The sequence below is a fragment of the Staphylococcus sp. 2S1 genome (assembly GCF_046721335.1).
GTDB classification, from domain to species: Bacteria; Bacillota; Bacilli; order Staphylococcales; family Staphylococcaceae; genus Staphylococcus; species Staphylococcus equorum_A.
Genome location: NZ_JBEUUJ010000003.1, coordinates 1,094,374 through 1,115,206, shown reverse-complemented (window position 1 = coordinate 1,115,206; position 20,833 = coordinate 1,094,374). Strand labels below are relative to the sequence as shown.

The following is a 20,833-nucleotide window of genomic DNA, read 5'->3' as shown; positions in this document are numbered from 1 at the left end:
CACACATCAAAAAAGCTGAGCATGATTGACTTAACTTTATGTCGTTAACAATAATAATGACGCTCAGCCATTAATACATTTGTTATTCTACGCTTATTAATAATACCATAGCCTACAATTTTTAAAAGTATCACTATCCAAAAAACTGTGTACTTTCACACACATGCCGTACACTTGTAATTCCTATTATAGTAATACAATTTCGCTATCTATTGTAGCACTTTAAAGCTTAATATGAAATCACAGTGCTTAAATTCAAAATGATGAGCACGCAAATTTTATAAAAATGATATTCAAATATCAAAAAGGTTTCATGTGAAACTGTAACAATTTTAGCTACATTTCCATATAAAACCTTTAGCAATTTATTTAATTAATCTTTTTGCAAAAATAATTCTTCCTGATGATGTTTGTAATAAACTGATTACTTCTAAATCAATATATTCACCGATATGTTTTTTAGCATTATCTACAACGACCATTGTTCCATCATCTAAGTATCCGACTGCTTGTCCTGATTCTTTACCCATTTTAGTAAGTAATAAGCTAAAACGGTCACCTTGATGTACTGAAGGTTTAATCGCTTCGGATAAATCATTAACATTTAGCGCTTGAATGCCCTGTACGTGGCATACTTTATTGAGGTTGAAATCTGTAGTAATAATATGCGCTCTATAGTGTTGTGCTAACTTAATTAACATTGCATCAATATCACTATGAGACTTCGTCGGATGTATAATACGCGTCGGATGATCAGTATCATATAGTGAATTCAAAATATCTAATCCTCGTTGGCCCTTTTCACGTTTCACACTGTCGTTTGCATCGGCAACAACTTGTAACTCATTGATGACACCTTGAGGTATGAGTATTTCTCCATCAATAAAACCACACTCTATAATATCTAAAATGCGACCATCAATGATCGCACTTGTATCAATAATTTTTGGTACTGCGTTACGTGCGTTGATAGACATCGAGCGTGCCATATTTTCCGGGAAGAACAATAACATTTCATCCCGTTTGCGTAAGCCAAATTGAAAACCGAAATAACCTAAAATAATTGTAACAATGATTGGCACAAAATGGTTCAACACATTATTACCTATTATTTGAAAAATAAATGATATCATAACAGAAATAACTAAACCTATCATCAGCCCAATTGTAGCAAACAAAATTTCTACAGCACTTTGACGCATTATGGTTTGTTCTAATTCTTTCAACGTTAATGTTGCTTTTTTAATAAACCAACCAAAAATTAAAAAGAAAATAACAATACCAAGGAGTCCATTGAAATAATTATTCGTTAATAACATATAATTATTTAGCCCAGTATCCACAGCAATTTCTGGAATAAGATATACGCCTAAACTCGCGCCTAAAATAATATAACACAAAATAACAATGATTCTGATTACGTTCAAGTTCTAATACCCCTTTCTCTAGAAAGTTATACAGATTAAATATTTTTCCATCTATATATTTTTGGAATTTAATTTAATGTTTTGTTAAAGCATATTTTAAAGCTTCATGAACGCTTTTCACACCAATGACTTTAATATCACTAGGGAATTGCCATCCACCAATATTGGATTCTGGGATAATAATACGTTTAAATCCGAGTTTCTCTGCTTCCCGCACACGTTGTTCTATACGAGATACGCGTCTTACCTCTCCAGTCAGGCCAACTTCTCCAATAAAGCAATCTAATCCATCTACCGTTAAATCTTTAAAGCTTGAAGCAGTTGCCACAATGATACCTAAATCAACAGCAGGTTCCGTTAATCTTACACCACCTGCAACTTTTATATACGCATCTTGTTGTTGAAGTAAATAATTTTCTTTTTTCTCCAATACTGCCATCAACAAACTCAAACGGTTGTGATCAATACCTGTTGCCATCCGTCTAGGATTATTAAAAGTAGTTGGCGTAACAAGGGCTTGAACCTCTATAAGTAATGGTCTCGTGCCTTCCATTGTAGAGACGATAGTCGAGCCGGGCACATTTGTCGAACGTTCCTCTAAAAACATCTCGGATGGGTTTTTAACACCTTTCAATCCGCTTTGTTTCATTTCAAAAATACCCATTTCATTTGTAGAACCAAAACGATTTTTCACCGCTCTCAAAATACGATATGCATGGTGTTCGTCACCTTCGAAATAAAGTACTGTATCTACCATATGTTCTAGTAAACGTGGGCACTGCGATTTGTCCTTCTTTCGTTACATGCCCCACGATAAATGTTGCAATATTCATTTGTTTAGCGATGTTCATTAAGCTTTGTGTACTTTCTCTTACTTGAGACACTGAACCTGGCGCTGAATTAATTTCAGGATGAAATATCGTTTGGATTGAGTCAACTACAAGTAAATCAGGTTTTAATTGTTTTACTGTCTCGTGGATAACTTCTAAATCAGTTTCTGCAAATACATTGAGTTCGCTTGAATCTTCATCCAATCTTTCAGCTCTTAGCTTAGTTTGATTTAATGATTCTTCCCCTGTTATGTATAAGACATTATGTGATTGTGATAGTGCCGCACATATTTGTAATAGTAATGTTGATTTCCCTATACCAGGATCTCCACCAATCAATACGAGAGAACCATTAACGATACCTCCACCGAGCACACGATTAAATTCGTCTGATTTAGTTGTAACACGTGGTGTCGTCTCTTGTTTAATTTCGTTTAACTTTTGTACTTTCGAAACATTGTCGCGATCACGACTGCGTACGCCATGTTTTGGACTTGCCGCCTTTTGCTCAACAATTTCTTCCATTTGGTTCCGACCACCACAATTTGGGCATTTACCCATCCATTTCGGGGACTGATAGCCACATGCCATACATTCAAAAACAACTTTTTTCTTGGCCACTATTGCACCTCCATCTTTCATTGAACAAATCTATTTTATACCTCAACCTGTTTAAAAACAAATTTTAATCTTATTTAATTCACTGCGATCTGTACGATTAGTTTTTACAATTGCGTTTAATCATACCTGACTCTAACTTCACTGATATAAAAGCTATTTTTATAAAATACCATGCATAGCTATATACTACCAATAATATTATAAATTTATCGAATGAAAATAATATCCTAGTTTTATAAGGATGCTTTAAATTTTCTAATATTAAACAAAAAAGTGCCTCTCAAAGGCAAACGAACACATTTGAGAGGCACTATAATCTATAAAAACGCACTTGTAGTGATTAAACTTATGATTCTGTTGTTTCTTTATCTTTCTTTTTTTCTTTTCTATCTTTAATATTATATTTATATTCTTTACCATCATGATCAATTTCGACTTTTTTACCTTCAATTTGGTTACCGTCTAAAATTAATTCACTTAAATTATCTTCTACTGTTTTTTGAATTGCACGAATTAATGGTCTAGCACCATACTCTGGATCGTATCCTTCTTCAGCAATTTTTTCTTTAGCCGCATCTGTCACTTCGATATTGATATCTTGTTCAGATAGACGATCTGTTAGTTTGTTAATCATCATTGTTACAATTTCTTTCAATTCTTCTTTAGAAAGTTTGTGGAATACAATAATGTCATCAACACGGTTTAAGAATTCTGGACGGAAAGCATTTTTCAATTCTTTCATCATTGTGTTACGAATTGTTTCGTAATCTTGGCCTTCTGATGCGCCACCAAAACCTGCAAAGCGTTGATCTTGTAATTCTTGCGCACCAACGTTTGATGTCATGATAATTACTGTATTACGGAAATCTACACGACGTCCTTTTGTATCAGTAAGATGCCCATCATCAAGCACTTGTAATAAGATATTAAATACATCTGGGTGTGCTTTTTCAATTTCATCAAATAAGATAACAGAATAAGGTTTACGTCTTACTTTTTCAGTCAATTGCCCACCATCATCGTGTCCTACATAACCTGGAGGCGCACCAACTAGACGACTGACTGCATGTTTTTCCATAAATTCACTCATATCCACACGAATCATTGCGTCATCTTCACCAAACATAGACTCTGCTAAAGCACGAGCTAATTCTGTTTTACCTACACCTGTAGGACCTAAGAAGATAAAACTACCGATAGGACGTTTAGGGTCTTTCAATCCAGCTCTCGCACGTCTAACTGCTTTACTGATAGACGTCACAGCAGCTTTTTGTCCAATCACTCTGTTATGAAGTGTATCTTCTAAGTTTAATAAACGGTCTGATTCAGTTTCATTAATTTTCGTTAATGGAATACCAGTCCGACCGGCGATAACTTCTCCGATGTCTTCTTCTGATAAAGCGGTATTGTCGCCATTTTGCGCGTTCTTCCAATTATTATTAGCTTCTTCGTATTGTTTTTCTAATTTCGTTTGTTTATCACGAAGGTTTGCTGCATTTTCGAATTCTTGTGAATGTACCATGACATCTTTTTCATTTTTAACTTGCTCAATTTCTTGTTCTAATTCTTTCAAGTTCGGTGGTGTTGTATGACTTCTAAGTCTAACTTTAGAACTTGCTTCATCAATTAAGTCGATTGCTTTATCAGGTAAGAAACGATCTGAAATATAACGGTGACTTAAAGTAGCGGCTGAGATTACCGCTTCATCTGAAATATTAATACGGTGATGTGCTTCATAACGATCACGTAATCCTTTTAAGATTTCAATCGTATCTTCAACTGTTGGTTCATCAACTTGAACTGGTTGGAAACGACGTTCAAGTGTCTGCATCTTTTTCAATGTTTTTACGATATTCATCTAATGTCGTTGCACCGATACATTGTAGTTCACCTCGTGCAAGTGCAGGTTTCAAGATGTTTGATGCATCAATAGCGCCTTCAGCACCGCCTGCGCCTACTAATGTGTGTAATTCATCAATGAATAGTATAACGTCACCTGCTTGATGAATTTCTTCCATTACTTTTTTCAAACGCTCTTCAAATTCGCCTCGATACTTCGTGCCGGCTACAACTGTTCCCATATCAAGTGACATTACGCGTTTGCCTTTAAGCGTTTCAGGTACTTCATTTTTAATAATCGCTTGAGCTAAGCCTTCTGCGATTGCAGTTTTACCAACACCTGGCTCACCAATGAGTACTGGATTATTTTTAGTACGACGACTTAAAACTTCAATTACTCTTGTAATTTCTTTATCTCTACCAATAACAGGATCTAACGTGCCATCTTTTGCAATAACTGTTAAGTCACGAGCAAGGCTATCTAAAGTTGGTGTGTTATTAGATTTATTAGCTTGTGCATTTTTATTACTTAACTCTGGACTACCTAATGCTTTAACAACTTGTGCACGTGCTTTAGTTATATTTAAGTCTAAGTTTGCAAATACACGTGTTGCTACACCTTCATTTTCTCTAATTAAACCAAGTAGAATGTGTTCTGTTCCCACAAAATTATGGTGTAATTTTCTTGCTTCATCCATTGATAATTCAATGACTTTTTTTGCACGAGGTGTGTAGTGTAAAGCGCCCATCTGTTCTTGACCATGGCCGATTAATTTTTCTACTTCTTCTACTACTTTTTCTTCAGTAATTTCAAATGATTCTAATACTTTAGGCGCAATACCTTCAGGTTCTTTCATCAAACCTAAAAGTAAATGTTCTGTTCCAATATTTGAATGATTTAAGCGAATTGCTTCTTCTTGAGCATGTGCTAATACACGCTGTGCACGTTCTGTCAGTCTACCAAATAGCATAGTATGACCTCCTAATTTATATGTTCTCTTAATATATCTGCTCTTTTTTCATTTACTACTCTGTCATCTTCATCATCTAATAAAAATGGCGATTGTATTGCTACCATTAACTCATTAAATTTGAAGTTTTCTAGTTCAATATAGCCTAAATCAATACCGAGTTTCACTTCACTTAATCTTAGTGATGCTTCCTCCATAGATATCAGTCTACTATATTTTAATATTCCTAACGAACGATATACTCGGTCTAATGTTTCAATGTGATTGTGACGGTTCATACGTTCTCGAATTTGCATTTCTTCATTAATGATTTGTTGTACAACTTCAGTTAAACTTTCAATGATTTCTTCTTCCGTTTTTCCCAAAGTCAGTTGATTTGAAATTTGATAAATATGACCATAAACTTGCGAACTTTCACCAAATATTCCTCTTATCGTAAAACCAAATCTGTTAATCGTTTGAGCGATGCGATTCATACGCTTCATAATTGTTAAACTTGGTAAATGTAGCATCACGCTCGCACGCATGCCAGTGCCAATGTTTGTCGGACAAGTTGTTAAATAACCTAAGGTTTCATCAAAACTTACATCCAACTCACTATCAAGCGTATCATCAATAGTAGAAGCATTCTCGTATAATGTTTGTAGTGATAAATCATTTCCCATAGCTTGAATTCGAATATGATCCTCTTCATTCACCATGATACTCAACGATTCATCATCATTTAATAACACTGCTGAGGCAGGTTGTCTGATTAATTCAGGACTTATGAGATGTTTCGCAACGAGTTTATATTTGCTTTGCTGATCCATAGTATCTAAGCGCCGCATAAACAAGTCAGGAAGCGCATCCTGTACCTCATTAATCACTCTGTAACCATCTTGCTCTGACGGAAACATTAATGGATGGACATGATTTTCTAAGTTTCTAGCCAGTCGGATTCTTGAAGACATCACGACAGGACTTTCTTCTTTATCGCGCATCCACTCACTCATGTATGCGCTAATATCATTATCACTCATCATGTTTCACCTCGCCATCGTCTTTCAATGCTTTAATTTCGTCACGAACAATTGCGGCTTCTTCAAAATTCTGATCTTCAATGAGCTGATTTAAATATGAATTTTTTTCTTCAATTTGTTTTTTAAGTGCTAATTTTCTATGCGAAGATCGAGGTGTTTTTCCTGTATGTTCTATTTGACCACCTTGCACACGACGCACAATGTCGACAATGTCATCTTTAAAAGTTGAATAGCAGTTTGCACAACCAAATTTACCAACATGTGCAATATCTTTTAACGTCATATGACAAGTAGGACATCTTTTTTCTTCTTTAAAAGCAATTTCATCAAAATCAATACCATGTTTAGCTGCTAAGTGCTGTAAAATTTGTTTTACAACAAATGCACCTTCAATATCATCTTGGGATTGTAACTGTTGATTTTGTGTCCAAGGATTGCCACCCTGAGCACATGTCGAACAGACCCATTTTTCATTTACACCGTCTTGTCCTTTTACTGCTAATTTAACTTCTGCTTCGTTTAAATGACAATTTTCGCATAGCACGACTAAACACCTCGCTTTAGTAATAATTTATTACAGGTAATAAACGTTTGATAATATTAGCCCGTATAATATCTCTCGATAATACATCCATTTTCAGTGTTTCTCTATCAATGACAGCATAAATCATTTTTGCTTCACGTTCATTGATATATTTTTTATCTAATAAACCATCTATGATGTAATACGCTTGTTGCTGAGAAATAGATGGTCCTATTAATTGAAGTAAGTGATTAATGTAACCTGTTTCGTCTTTATTTTCAATTTTGGTGATTCGAATGTATCCACCACCACCTCTTTTACTTTCAATCTCATAACCATGTTCATTTGTAAAACGTGTTTTAATTACATAATTCAGTTGAGAAGGCACGCAGTCAAAGCGCTGTGCAATATTTGCACGTTGAAGTTCTACAACGTCTTTATTGGTGTCTTCAAATAATTTCTTAATGTACTGTTCTATGATGTCAGACATATTATGCATGATTATCACCTCTTTTGACCTTCTTTGACTATATTATATGACCAACTTTGACCTTTTTCAACCAATATGATTAAAAAATATTAGTTTATGGATGTAAGTGCTACCAGTTTTATTGTATTATAGATATTAAGAAAAAAATAAAAGGGATGAAAAAATATGCATATTATTATCGGTTTAATTGGGGTTGTAGTATTTATTGGGTTAGCCTTTCTTTTCAGTTCCGACAGAAAAAATATTCGTTGGCAATATGTTGGGTTATTACTTGTAATACAACTTATTATGGCGTTTATTTTGTTAAAAACACAATTTGGGATTACAGTCATTGGTGGTATTTCAGTAGGCTTTAATTACTTATTAGCACAAGCGGCAGAAGGTGTGAATTTCGTATTTGGTGGATTTGAATACATAGATCCAGAGAATCCTCCATTCTTCTTTAACGTATTATTACCAATTGTTTTCATATCAGCATTAATTGGTATCTTACAATATACACGTATTTTACCTATAATTATTAATGTCTTAGGTTTAGTTATATCTAAAATTAATGGTATGGGGCGTTTAGAATCATATAACGCTGTTGCAGCAGCAATTTTGGGACAATCAGAAGTGTTTATTTCGTTAAAAAAGGAACTTGCTCATATTCCAAGACAACGTCTTTATACTTTAACTGCTTCAGCAATGTCTACCGTGTCTGCATCTATCATCGGTGCTTACTTCGCGTTAATTGAACCACGTTTTGTCGTTACAGCAGTGGTATTAAACCTCTTCGGTGGTTTCATTATTGCTTCTATCATCAACCCTTACAAAGTTGATCCAAAAGAAGATAAATTAATTCTTGAAGAAAGTGAAACAAATAAGCAATCCTTCTTCGAAATGTTAGGGGAATACATTTTAGATGGGTTTAAAGTAGCAGTCATTGTAGGGGCAATGTTAATTGGTTATATCGCTATTATCGCTTTACTCAATGGTATAGTTAGTGCAATCTTCACTGGTATTTCAGGTGGTAGTATTACTTGGGACTTCCAAACACTCATCGGTTTCGTATTTGCACCATTCGCATTCTTAGTTGGTGTGCCATGGCATGAAGCTGTACAAGCTGGTTCTATTATGGCAACGAAATTATTATCAAATGAATTTGTAGCAATGCAAAGTCTAAGTGAAGTTAAAAATATGAGTGAACACGCGAAAGGTGTTATCTCAGTATTCGTAGTGTCATTTGCAAACTTCAGTTCTATCGGCATTATCTCTGGCGCAATCAAATCACTTAATAACGAAAAAGGAGATATGGTAGCACGCTTCGGTCTAAAATTATTATTCGGTGCTACATTAGTTTCATTTATATCTGCGACCATTGCGGGGTTCTTTATTTAAAAATTAATATTTAAAAGAGCGACAAGGTATCAATAACCTTGTCGCTCTTTTTTTATACTTTTTCATTTACGATTGGTTTAACAATCGCTTCAATGAAATATTGTGTGACTCTATAATCATCTGTTAATTCAGGATGAAATGAAACACCTAAGTAACATCCTTGTTGAACAGCTACAATTTTATCACCCACTGTGCTAAGTACACTCGCTTCACCATGCACGCTTTTTATATGAGGTGCTCTAATAAATACGCCTTCAATATCTTTAGCAATTCCTTTCACATCTAACTCACTTTCAAAGCTATCAACTTGTCGGCCGAAAGAATTCCTTTGAACCGTGATATTCAGTTTATCTAAATAACCTGCTTCGCCAACAATGTCCGTTGCTAAGATAATTAAGCCAGCACAAGTACCAAACATAGGTAATGTGGATTGTTGCAAAGCAACTTTGAAGCCATAAAGATTCATTAAGCGACGTAGCGTAGTAGATTCTCCACCTGGTATGATCAATCCATCAATGCCATCCAATTGTTCGACACGCTTAACTGCTACACCTTCATGACCACTTAGCGCAATATGACGTAGATGTTCTCTCACAGCGCCTTGTAAGGCTAAAACACCAATTCTCATATTACCATCCACGCTCTTGCATACGATCTTCTAGTGACAACTCATTGATATCTAAACCTTTCATTGCTGTGCCTAATTCTTTAGCTAGACGTCCAATGAGTTCGTAGTCTTGATAATGTGTAGTTGCTTGTACAATTGCTTTAGCAAATTTTTCTGGATCTTCTGATTTAAAAATACCCGATCCAACAAACACTCCGTCTGCACCTAATTCCATCATTAAAGCAGCATCTTGAGGCGTTGCTACCCCACCAGCTGCAAAATTAACTACTGGTAACTTACCATTTTCTTTAATAGATTTTAAAATTTCGTATGGTGCACCAATATTTTTAGCCTCAGTCATAATCTCGTCGTCATGCATAACAGTTAAACGACTCACTTCTGAATTGACCTGGCGTATATGTCTCACTGCTTCTACGATATTACCAGTACCTGGCTCACCTTTAGTACGTAGCATTGCAGCACCTTCACCAATACGACGTGCGGCTTCGCCTAAATTACGGCAACCACATACAAATGGTACAGTGAATGTATCTTTACGTAGATGAAACTCTTCATCAGCTGGTGTTAATACTTCAGACTCATCGATATAGTCAACACCCATAGATTCTAATACGCGAGCTTCAGTTATATGACCAATACGTCCTTTTGCCATAACTGGTATAGAAACAGCATTCATAACCTCTTCTACAATTTTAGGGTTAGCCATTCGTGCAACGCCACCTGCAGCTCTAATATCAGAAGGCACGCGCTCTAATGCCATTACTGCAACAGCACCGGCATCCTCAGCTATCTTAGCTTGTTCTGCATTTACAACGTCCATAATGACGCCACCTTTTTGCATTTCCGCCATTCCTCTTTTAACTCTTTCAGATCCGATTACTTTAGACATATTTATTTAACCCCTTTGCTTAGTTGATTAAATTCATTTTAAAAGATAAACTGGTATTTAAAAAGGGACAATTCTAGATTAATTTAGGAGGTCAGTTAAAATGACGAAAAAACATTTATACATCAATCTGTATGAGAATTTAAAAAAACAAATCATTGAAGGCCAATATAAATCAGGTGATAAATTTCCTTCTAAACGAGCGTTAGGGCAACATTTATCTGTAAGCAATACAACAATCGAACACGCTTATCAAATTCTATCAGATGAAGGGTACATATACGCCAAACCACGATCAGGTTATTTTGTATCTGATGTCGAAACTTTACCAATTATTACTAGAGATTTTCACGCATCAAACACAAATAACGAACAAAATAATAACAATCAGACTCAACAAATATATGACTTTGCCTTCAATTTATCAGAAATAGATGCAGAATATTTTCCTATGCGACAATTTAGAAAATATGCGCGCGATACTTTTGAAGATAGTCAGTTGAACTTACTGCAACATACAAATCCTAAAGGAGAATGGACACTACGCCAAGAAATAGCTCATTACCTATTTAATAGTAGAGGCGTAGCATGTCATCCAGAACAAATTATTGTTGGTTCTTCTACGGAACAACTTATTAATTTATTAACTGACATTTTGAATAAAGGACGCTTTTTAATTGAAAATCCTAGCTATCCACCAATCAAACAAGTTTTAGACAAAAAACAAATTACTTATCTTCAAGTACCTGTAAATAATACAGGAATTGAGCTAGAATATTTCAATGAATCTCATAATAATATCGCTTATGTCACACCTTCTCACCAATTTCCTACTGGCTATGTGATGAATTTAAAAAAACGTACCCAACTTATTCATTGGGCACAGCAATTTGAAAATAGATACATTATTGAAGATGATTATGATTCGGAATTCCGTTACTTTGGAAAGCCTATTCCCGCATTACAAAGTTTAGATACAAAAGACAAAGTCATATATATTAGTACATTCTCAAAATCTTTATTTCCAAGTTGCAGAGTTGCTTACCTAGTATTACCTAAAAAACTGTTAAAATTATATAACTCACTAGAAAATAAAGAAGGTAATACAGTCCCGAGCACATATACAAAAAATGGTGGCAAGCTTTATGCAGTCAGGTAGTTTTGAGAGACATTTAAATAAAATGAGAAACGTTTATAGAGATAAACTTAAATTCATATTAGATGCACTCAAACCCTATCAAGAACAATTGGAAATTGACGGTGCGTTAGCAGGTATGCACTTTACACTAACTGTAAGAAATGGTTTAACTATGAAACAATGTTTAAAAAATGCTGAAGAAAATAATTTGAAAATTATTCCTTTTAGCAAATATGATAAATCACAGCAATCTGTAAAATTTATTTTAGGTTTCGGTGGGATACCTTTTTCACAACTAGAGGACCACACCAATGCACTAATTCGTTCATTGACAATTTTGAAGAATGACTAATACTTGAAGCATTACTTTCTTGCCAACAAGATTAGTAGTGCTTATGCAAGTAAAGCATCACTTTTTAATTTATAAAGAACCACTTTTTCGCTTGCGAAATTAGTAGTTCTTATACAAGAGCGCCGACTCTTGTAATCCTTAAATTATAATCATCTCTATTGGAATATCCCCACTTTTTGCGCATAAAAAAAGAGACCTCTCGGTCTCGGGCTCATCGCATCCTATAATGCTGCCTGGCAACGTCCTACTCTTGCGGAACGTAAGTCCGACTACCATCGGCGCTAAGGAGCTTAACTACTGTGTTCGGCATGGGAACAGGTGTGACCTCCTTGCCATTGTCACCAGACAATGAAATATATAAAAATTATACATTCAAAACTAGATAGTAAGTAAAATTTGATAATGCCAAAACAAAACACTTTTAAATTTGATTAAGTCTTCGATCGATTAGTATTCGTCAGCTCCACATATCGCTATGCTTCCACCTCGAACCTATTAACCTCATCATCTTTGAGGGATCTTATAACCGAAGTTGGGAAATCTCATCTTGAGGGGGGCTTCATGCTTAGATGCTTTCAGCACTTATCCCGTCCATACATAGCTACCCAGCGATGCCGTTGGCACGACAACTGGTACACCAGAGGTATGTCCATCCCGGTCCTCTCGTACTAAGGACAGCTCCTCTCAAATTTCCTGCGCCCACGACGGATAGGGACCGAACTGTCTCACGACGTTCTGAACCCGGCTCGCGTACCGCTTTAATGGGCGAACAGCCCAACCCTTGGGACCGACTACAGCCCCAGGATGCGATGAGCCGACATCGAGGTGCCAAACCTCCCCGTCGATGTGAACTCTTGGGGGAGATAAGCCTGTTATCCCCGGGGTAGCTTTTATCCGTTGAGCGATGGCCCTTCCATGCGGAACCACCGGATCACTAAGTCCGTCTTTCGACCCTGCTCGACTTGTAAGTCTCGCAGTCAAGCTTCCTTATGCCTTTACACTCTATGAATGATTTCCAACCATTCTGAGGAAACCTTTGAGCGCCTCCGTTACTCTTTAGGAGGCGACCGCCCCAGTCAAACTGTCCATCTGACACTGTCTCCCACCATGATAAATGGTGCGGGTTAGAAATCCAACACAGCAAGGGTAGTATCCCACCAACGCCTCGACGTAAGCCGGCGCTCACGTTTCAAAGGCTCCTACCTATCCTGTACAAGTTGTACCGAATTTCAATATCAGACTACAGTAAAGCTCCACGGGGTCTTTCCGTCCTGTCGCGGGTAACCTCGCATCTTCACAGGTACTATGATTTCACCGAGTCTCTCGTTGAGACAGTGCCCAAATCGTTACGCCTTTCGTGCGGGTCGGAACTTACCCGACAAGGAATTTCGCTACCTTAGGACCGTTATAGTTACGGCCGCCGTTTACTGGGGCTTCGATTCGTAGCTTCGCCGAAGCTAACCACTCCTCTTAACCTTCCGAGCACCGGGCAGGCGTCAGCCCCTATACATCACCTTACGGTTTAGCAGAGACCTGTGTTTTTGATAAACAGTCGCTTGGGCCTATTCACTGCGGCTCTCCTGGGCGTTAACCCTAAAGAGCACCCCTTCTCCCGAAGTTACGGGGTCATTTTGCCGAGTTCCTTAACGAGAGTTCGCTCGCTCACCTTAGAATTCTCATCTTGACTACCTGTGTCGGTTTGCGGTACGGGCACCAAAATTCTAGCTAGAGGCTTTTCTTGGCAGTGTGAAATCAACGACTCGAGGAAACAATTTCCTCTCCCCATCACAACTTGACCTTAAGAGTGCCGGATTTGCCTAACACTCAGTCTTATTGCTTGGACGTACAATCCAATAGTACGCTTCGCCTATCCTACTGCGTCCCCCCATCGCTTAAAACGAAATTTGGTGGTACAGGAATATCAACCTGTTATCCATCGCCTACGCCTATCGGCCTCAGCTTAGGACCCGACTAACCCAGAGCGGACGAGCCTTCCTCTGGAAACCTTAGTCAATCGGTGGACGGGATTCTCACCCGTCTTTCGCTACTCACACCGGCATTCTCACTTCTAAGCGCTCCACATGTCCTTGCGATCATGCTTCAACGCCCTTAGAACGCTCTCCTACCACTGTCCTTACGGACAATCCACAGCTTCGGTAATATGTTTAGCCCCGGTACATTTTCGGCGCAGTGTCACTCGACTAGTGAGCTATTACGCACTCTTTAAATGATGGCTGCTTCTAAGCCAACATACTAGTTGTCTGGGCAACGCCACATCCTTTTCCACTTAACATATATTTTGGGACCTTAGCCGGTGGTCTGGGCTGTTTCCCTTTCGAACACGGACCTTATCACCCGCGTTCTAACTCCTAAGATAAAATTGATTGGCATTCGGAGTTTGTCTGAATTCGGTAACCCGATAAGGGCCCCTCGTCCAAACAGTGCTCTACCTCCAATAATCATTACTTAAGGCTAGCCCTAAAGCTATTTCGGAGAGAACCAGCTATCTCCAGGTTCGATTGGAATTTCTCCGCTACCCACAACTCATCCGCTCACTTTTCAACGTAAGTCGGTTCGGCCCTCCATTCAGTGTTACCTGAACTTCAGCCTGGTCATGGGTAGATCACCTGGTTTCGGGTCTACGACCAAATACTCAACGCCCTATTCAGACTCGCTTTCGCTACGGCTCCACATTAACTGCTTAACCTTGCATCAAATCGTAACTCGCCGGTTCATTCTACAAAAGGCACGCCATCACCCATTAACGGGCTCTGACTACTTGTAAGCACACGGTTTCAAGTTCTATTTCACTCCCCTTCCGGGGTACTTTTCACCTTTCCCTCACGGTACTGGTTCACTATCGGTCACTAGAGAGTATTTAGCCTTGGGAGATGGTCCTCCCGGATTCCGACGGAATTTCTCGTGTTCCGTCGTACTCAGGATCCACTCAAGAGTGAACAAACTTTCGACTACAGGATTATTACCTTCTTTGATTCATCTTTCCAGATGATTCGTCTAATTTGTTCTTTTGTAACTCCGTATAGAGTGTCCTACAACCCCAACAAGCAAGCTCGTTGGTTTGGGCTCTTCCCGTTTCGCTCGCCGCTACTCAGGGAATCGATTTTTCTTTCTCTTCCTGCGGGTACTAAGATGTTTCAGTTCCCCGCGTCTGCCTTCAGATATGCTATGTATTCACATATCGATAACACGACATAACTCGTGTTGGGTTTCCCCATTCGGAAATCTCTGGATCAAAGCTTACTTACAGCTCCCCAAAGCATATCGTCGTTAGTAACGTCCTTCGTAGGCTTCTAGTGCCAAGGCATCCACCGTGCGCCCTTAATAACTTAATCTTTTCGACCTTCAACACGAAAAAAATCGGTTGAAAACCTAAAATGTTATTAATCTGTGAGTGTTCTTTCGAACACTAGCGATTATTTCTATTTTTTTGAATTCAAGCTTTTTAAAACTCTAATTCACTCGGTTTTGCTTGGTAAAATCATAAATTTTACTTACATATCTAGTTTTCAATGTACAAAATAAAAAAATGGTGGGCCTAAGTGGACTCGAACCACCGACCTCACGCTTATCAGGCGTGCGCTCTAACCAGCTGAGCTATAGGCCCATTCATTTATAGAATACTCTAATGAGCATTCAAAACTGAATACAATATGTCAATGTTATTCCTTTTCATCTTCTCAAGGAAGATGTTCCGAATATATCCTTAGAAAGGAGGTGATCCGGCCGCACCTTCCGATACGGCTACCTTGTTACGACTTCACCCCAATCATTTGTCCCACCTTCGACGGCTAGCTCCATAAATGGTTACTCCACCGGCTTCGGGTGTTACAAACTCTCGTGGTGTGACGGGCGGTGTGTACAAGACCCGGGAACGTATTCACCGTAGCATGCTGATCTACGATTACTAGCGATTCCAGCTTCATGTAGTCGAGTTGCAGACTACAATCCGAACTGAGAACAACTTTATGGGATTTGCATGACCTCGCGGTTTAGCTGCCCTTTGTATTGTCCATTGTAGCACGTGTGTAGCCCAAATCATAAGGGGCATGATGATTTGACGTCATCCCCACCTTCCTCCGGTTTGTCACCGGCAGTCAACCTAGAGTGCCCAACTAAATGCTGGCAACTAAGTTTAAGGGTTGCGCTCGTTGCGGGACTTAACCCAACATCTCACGACACGAGCTGACGACAACCATGCACCACCTGTCACTTTGTCCCCCGAAGGGGAAGGCTCTATCTCTAGAGTTTTCAAAGGATGTCAAGATTTGGTAAGGTTCTTCGCGTTGCTTCGAATTAAACCACATGCTCCACCGCTTGTGCGGGTCCCCGTCAATTCCTTTGAGTTTCAACCTTGCGGTCGTACTCCCCAGGCGGAGTGCTTAATGCGTTAGCCGCAGCACTAAGGGGCGGAAACCCCCTAACACTTAGCACTCATCGTTTACGGCGTGGACTACCAGGGTATCTAATCCTGTTTGATCCCCACGCTTTCGCACATCAGCGTCAGTTACAGACCAGAAAGTCGCCTTCGCCACTGGTGTTCCTCCATATCTCTGCGCATTTCACCGCTACACATGGAATTCCACTTTCCTCTTCTGTACTCAAGTTTCCCAGTTTCCAATGACCCTCCACGGTTGAGCCGTGGGCTTTCACATCAGACTTAAGAAACCGCCTACGCGCGCTTTACGCCCAATAATTCCGGATAACGCTTGCCACCTACGTATTACCGCGGCTGCCGGCACGTAGTTAGCCGTGGCTTTCTGATTAGGTACCGTCAAGATGTGCACAGTTACTTACACATTTGTTCTTCCCTAATAACAGAGTTTTACGATCCGAAAACCTTCATCACTCACGCGGCGTTGCTCCGTCAGACTTTCGTCCATTGCGGAAGATTCCCTACTGCTGCCTCCCGTAGGAGTCTGGACCGTGTCTCAGTTCCAGTGTGGCCGATCACCCTCTCAGGTCGGCTACGTATCGTTGCCTTGGTAAGCCGTTACCTTACCAACTAGCTAATACGGCGCGGGTCCATCTATAAGTGATAGCAAAACCATCTTTTACTTTAGAACCATGCGGTTCCAAATGTTATCCGGCATTAGCTCCGGTTTCCCGAAGTTATTCCAGTCTTATAGGTAGGTTACCCACGTGTTACTCACCCGTCCGCCGCTAACTTCAAAGGAGCAAGCTCCTTATCCGTTCGCTCGACTTGCATGTATTAGGCACGCCGCCGGCGTTCATCCTGAGCCAGGATCAAACTCTCCATAAATGAATTATGATGTTTGATTAGCTCATAAAATACTAATTTGTGTGTTATCTCTAACACGTTTGAACCAACAATTTAATGTTGCGTTCGGAATTAACGTTGACATATTGCAATTCAGTTTTCAATGTTCATTTCTTAATCACAAGACTTAATTCTACAGGTTATGACTCATAAAGTCAAGAACTTTTTAAAATTAATTTTTGTTTTCTTTAATACTTCCATAAAAAAACGACCCAAAGGTCAAAATGGAATTGCCTGGCAACGTCCTACTCTTGCGGAACGTAAGTCCGACTACCATCGGCGCTAAGGAGCTTAACTACTGTGTTCGGCATGGGAACAGGTGTGACCTCCTTGCCATTGTCACCAGACAATGAACTGTATAAAAAATTATACATTCAAAACTAGATAGTAAGTAAAATTTGATAATGCCAAACAAAACACTTTTAAATTTGATTAAGTCTTCGATCGATTAGTATTCGTCAGCTCCACATATCGCTATGCTTCCACCTCGAACCTATTAACCTCATCATCTTTGAGGGATCTTATAACCGAAGTTGGGAAATCTCATCTTGAGGGGGGCTTCATGCTTAGATGCTTTCAGCACTTATCCCGTCCATACATAGCTACCCGGCGATGCCGTTGGCACGACAACTGGTACACCAGAGGTATGTCCATCCCGGTCCTCTCGTACTAAGGACAGCTCCTCTCAAATTTCCTGCGCCCACGACGGATAGGGACCGAACTGTCTCACGACGTTCTGAACCCAGCTCGCGTACCGCTTTAATGGGCGAACAGCCCAACCCTTGGGACCGACTACAGCCCCAGGATGCGATGAGCCGACATCGAGGTGCCAAACCTCCCCGTCGATGTGAACTCTTGGGGGAGATAAGCCTGTTATCCCCGGGGTAGCTTTTATCCGTTGAGCGATGGCCCTTCCATGCGGAACCACCGGATCACTAAGTCCGTCTTTCGACCCTGCTCGACTTGTAAGTCTCGCAGTCAAGCTTCCTTATGCCTTTACACTCTATGAATGATTTCCAACCATTCTGAGGAAACCTTTGAGCGCCTCCGTTACTCTTTAGGAGGCGACCGCCCCAGTCAAACTGTCCATCTGACACTGTCTCCCACCATGATAAATGGTGCGGGTTAGAAATCCAACACAGCAAGGGTAGTATCCCACCAACGCCTCGACGTAAGTCGGCGCTCACGTTTCAAAGGCTCCTACCTATCCTGTACAAGTTGTACCGAATTTCAATATCAGACTACAGTAAAGCTCCACGGGGTCTTTCCGTCCTGTCGCGGGTAACCCGCATCTTCACAGGTACTATGATTTCACCGAGTCTCTCGTTGAGACAGTGCCCAAATCGTTACGCCTTTCGTGCGGGTCGGAACTTACCCGACAAGGAATTTCGCTACCTTAGGACCGTTATAGTTACGGCCGCCGTTTACTGGGGCTTCGATTCGTAGCTTCGCCGAAGCTAACCACTCCTCTTAACCTTCCGGACACCGGGCAGGCGTCAGCCCCTATACATCACCTTACGGTTTAGCAGAGACCTGTGTTTTTGATAAACAGTCGCTTGGGCCTATTCACTGCGGCTCTCCTGGGCGTTAACCCTAAAGAGCACCCCTTCTCCCGAAGTTACGGGGTCATTTTGCCGAGTTCCTTAACGAGAGTTCGCTCGCTCACCTTAGAATTCTCATCTTGACTACCTGTGTCGGTTTGCGGTACGGGCACCAAAATTCTAGCTAGAGGCTTTTCTTGGCAGTGTGAAATCAACGACTCGAGGAAACAATTTCCTCTCCCCATCACAACTTGACCTTAAGAGTGCCGGATTTGCCTAACACTCAGTCTCATTGCTTGGACGTACAATCCAATAGTACGCTTCGCCTATCCTACTGCGTCCCCCCATCGCTTAAAACGAAATTTGGTGGTACAGGAATATCAACCTGTTATCCATCGCCTACGCCTATCGGCCTCAGCTTAGGACCCGACTAACCCAGAGCGGACGAGCCTTCCTCTGGAAACCTTAGTCAATCGGTGGACGGGATTCTCACCCGTCTTTCGCTACTCACACCGGCATTCTCACTTCTAAGCGCTCCACATGTCCTTGCGATCATGCTTCAACGCCCTTAGAACGCTCTCCTACCACTGTCCTTACGGACAATCCACAGCTTCGGTAATATGTTTAGCCCCGGTACATTTTCGGCGCAGTGTCACTCGACTAGTGAGCTATTACGCACTCTTTAAATGATGGCTGCTTCTAAGCCAACATACTAGTTGTCTGGGCAACGCCACATCCTTTTCCACTTAACATATATTTTGGGACCTTAGCTGGTGGTCTGGGCTGTTTCCCTTTCGAACACGGACCTTATCACCCGCGTTCTAACTCCTAAGATAAAATTGATTGGCATTCGGAGTTTGTCTGAATTCGGTAACCCGATAAGGGCCCCTCGTCCAAACAGTGCTCTACCTCCAATAATCATTACTTAAGGCTAGCCCTAAAGCTATTTCGGAGAGAACCAGCTATCTCCAGGTTCGATTGGAATTTCTCCGCTACCCACAACTCATCCGCTCACTTTTCAACGTAAGTCGGTTCGGCCCTCCATTCAGTGTTACCTGAACTTCAGCCTGGTCATGGGTAGATCACCTGGTTTCGGGTCTACGACCAAATACTCAACGCCCTATTCAGACTCGCTTTCGCTACGGCTCCACATTAACTGCTTAACCTTGCATCAAATCGTAACTCGCCGGTTCATTCTACAAAAGGCACGCCATCACCCATTAACGGGCTCTGACTACTTGTAAGCACACGGTTTCAAGTTCTATTTCACTCCCCTTCCGGGGTACTTTTCACCTTTCCCTCACGGTACTGGTTCACTATCGGTCACTAGAGAGTATTTAGCCTTGGGAGATGGTCCTCCCGGATTCCGACGGAATTTCTCGTGTTCCGTCGTACTCAGGATCCACTCAAGAGTGAACAAACTTTCGACTACAGGATTATTACCTTCTTTGATTCATCTTTCCAGATGATTCGTCTAATTTGTTCTTTTGTAACTCCGTATAGAGTGTCCTACAACCCCAACAAGCAAGCTCGTTGGTTTGGGCTCTTCCCGTTTCGCTCGCCGCTACTCAGGGAATCGATTTTTCTTTCTCTTCCCGCGGGTACTAAGATGTTTCAGTTCCCCGCGTCTGCCTTCAGATATGCTATGTATTCACATATCGATAACACGACATAACTCGTGTTGGGTTTCCCCATTCGGAAATCTCTGGATCAAAGCTTACTTACAGCTCCCCAAAGCATATCGTCGTTAGTAACGTCCTTCGTAGGCTTCTAGTGCCAAGGCATCCACCGTGCGCCCTTAATAACTTAATCTTTTCGACCTTCAACACGAAAAAAATCGGTTGAAAACCTAAAATGTTATTAATCTGTGAGTGTTCTTTCGAACA

General features: G+C 40.2%; 7 protein-coding genes, 1 tRNA gene, 5 rRNA genes and 3 pseudogenes. 2 read left to right on the top strand and 14 right to left on the bottom strand.

Annotation, left to right across the window (positions count from 1 at the left end; all coding sequences use genetic code 11):
• Window positions 1-365: 365 nt before the first annotated feature.
• From ABLV90_RS05850 to ABLV90_RS05825, 6 genes and pseudogenes are all read right to left on the bottom strand, one after another.
• Window positions 366-1,427, bottom strand: a complete 1,062-nt coding sequence (locus tag ABLV90_RS05850) for a PIN/TRAM domain-containing protein (protein WP_427707410.1) — start codon at window positions 1,425-1,427, stop codon at window positions 366-368.
• A 73-nt stretch (window positions 1,428-1,500) separates the two neighbouring features.
• Window positions 1,501-2,878: pseudogene (gene radA / locus ABLV90_RS05845) on the bottom strand (DNA repair protein RadA).
• Window positions 2,879-3,224: 346 nt separating this feature from the next.
• A pseudogene (locus tag ABLV90_RS05840) lies at window positions 3,225-5,688 on the bottom strand (ATP-dependent Clp protease ATP-binding subunit).
• Between the two features lie 11 nt (window positions 5,689-5,699).
• Window positions 5,700-6,710, bottom strand: a complete 1,011-nt coding sequence (locus ABLV90_RS05835) for a protein arginine kinase (protein WP_460872860.1) — start codon at window positions 6,708-6,710, stop codon at window positions 5,700-5,702.
• Complete coding sequence (locus ABLV90_RS05830; protein WP_427707402.1) at window positions 6,703-7,254, bottom strand: UvrB/UvrC motif-containing protein; 552 nt, start codon at window positions 7,252-7,254, stop codon at window positions 6,703-6,705. The genes ABLV90_RS05835 and ABLV90_RS05830 overlap by 8 nt, the downstream gene beginning before the upstream one ends.
• Before the next feature lie 16 nt (window positions 7,255-7,270).
• On the bottom strand, window positions 7,271-7,732 hold the full coding sequence (locus ABLV90_RS05825; protein WP_002508589.1) for a CtsR family transcriptional regulator: 462 nt from the start codon (window positions 7,730-7,732) through the stop codon (window positions 7,271-7,273).
• A 156-nt stretch (window positions 7,733-7,888) separates the two neighbouring features.
• Here ABLV90_RS05825 and ABLV90_RS05820 point away from each other — a divergent pair, with 156 nt between their 5' ends.
• Complete coding sequence (locus tag ABLV90_RS05820; RefSeq protein WP_460872323.1) at window positions 7,889-9,103, top strand: NupC/NupG family nucleoside CNT transporter; 1,215 nt, start codon at window positions 7,889-7,891, stop codon at window positions 9,101-9,103.
• Between the two features lie 52 nt (window positions 9,104-9,155).
• On the opposite strand, the gene pdxT is transcribed toward ABLV90_RS05820, so the two are convergent.
• Together pdxT and pdxS are read right to left on the bottom strand one after the other, a co-directional pair.
• Window positions 9,156-9,731, bottom strand: coding sequence for a pyridoxal 5'-phosphate synthase glutaminase subunit PdxT (gene pdxT / locus ABLV90_RS05815; protein ID WP_427707397.1), 576 nt, complete (start codon window positions 9,729-9,731; stop codon window positions 9,156-9,158).
• 1 nt (window position 9,732) lies between these two features.
• Window positions 9,733-10,620 (bottom strand): pyridoxal 5'-phosphate synthase lyase subunit PdxS, encoded by an 888-nt coding sequence (gene pdxS, locus ABLV90_RS05810; protein WP_427707395.1) that lies wholly within the window; start codon window positions 10,618-10,620, stop codon window positions 9,733-9,735.
• A 100-nt stretch (window positions 10,621-10,720) separates the two neighbouring features.
• Here pdxS and ABLV90_RS05805 point away from each other — a divergent pair.
• A pseudogene (locus ABLV90_RS05805) lies at window positions 10,721-12,107 on the top strand (PLP-dependent aminotransferase family protein).
• A gap of 231 nt (window positions 12,108-12,338) precedes the next feature.
• Here the strand turns inward: ABLV90_RS05805 and rrf (ABLV90_RS05800) are convergent.
• From rrf (ABLV90_RS05800) to ABLV90_RS05775, 6 genes are all read right to left on the bottom strand, one after another.
• Window positions 12,339-12,453: ribosomal RNA gene (rrf, locus tag ABLV90_RS05800) — 5S ribosomal RNA — on the bottom strand.
• An 81-nt stretch (window positions 12,454-12,534) separates the two neighbouring features.
• Window positions 12,535-15,460 (bottom strand): 23S ribosomal RNA (locus ABLV90_RS05795).
• Between the two features lie 195 nt (window positions 15,461-15,655).
• Window positions 15,656-15,732: transfer RNA gene (locus ABLV90_RS05790), tRNA-Ile, on the bottom strand.
• Window positions 15,733-15,835: 103 nt separating this feature from the next.
• Window positions 15,836-17,388 (bottom strand): 16S ribosomal RNA (locus tag ABLV90_RS05785).
• Window positions 17,389-17,638: 250 nt separating this feature from the next.
• Window positions 17,639-17,753, bottom strand: a 5S ribosomal RNA gene (gene rrf / locus ABLV90_RS05780).
• Window positions 17,754-17,834: 81 nt separating this feature from the next.
• Window positions 17,835-20,759 (bottom strand): 23S ribosomal RNA (locus tag ABLV90_RS05775).
• Together the 16S, 23S and 5S rRNA genes with 1 tRNA gene alongside form the textbook arrangement of a ribosomal RNA operon.
• Window positions 20,760-20,833: the final 74 nt, after the last annotated feature.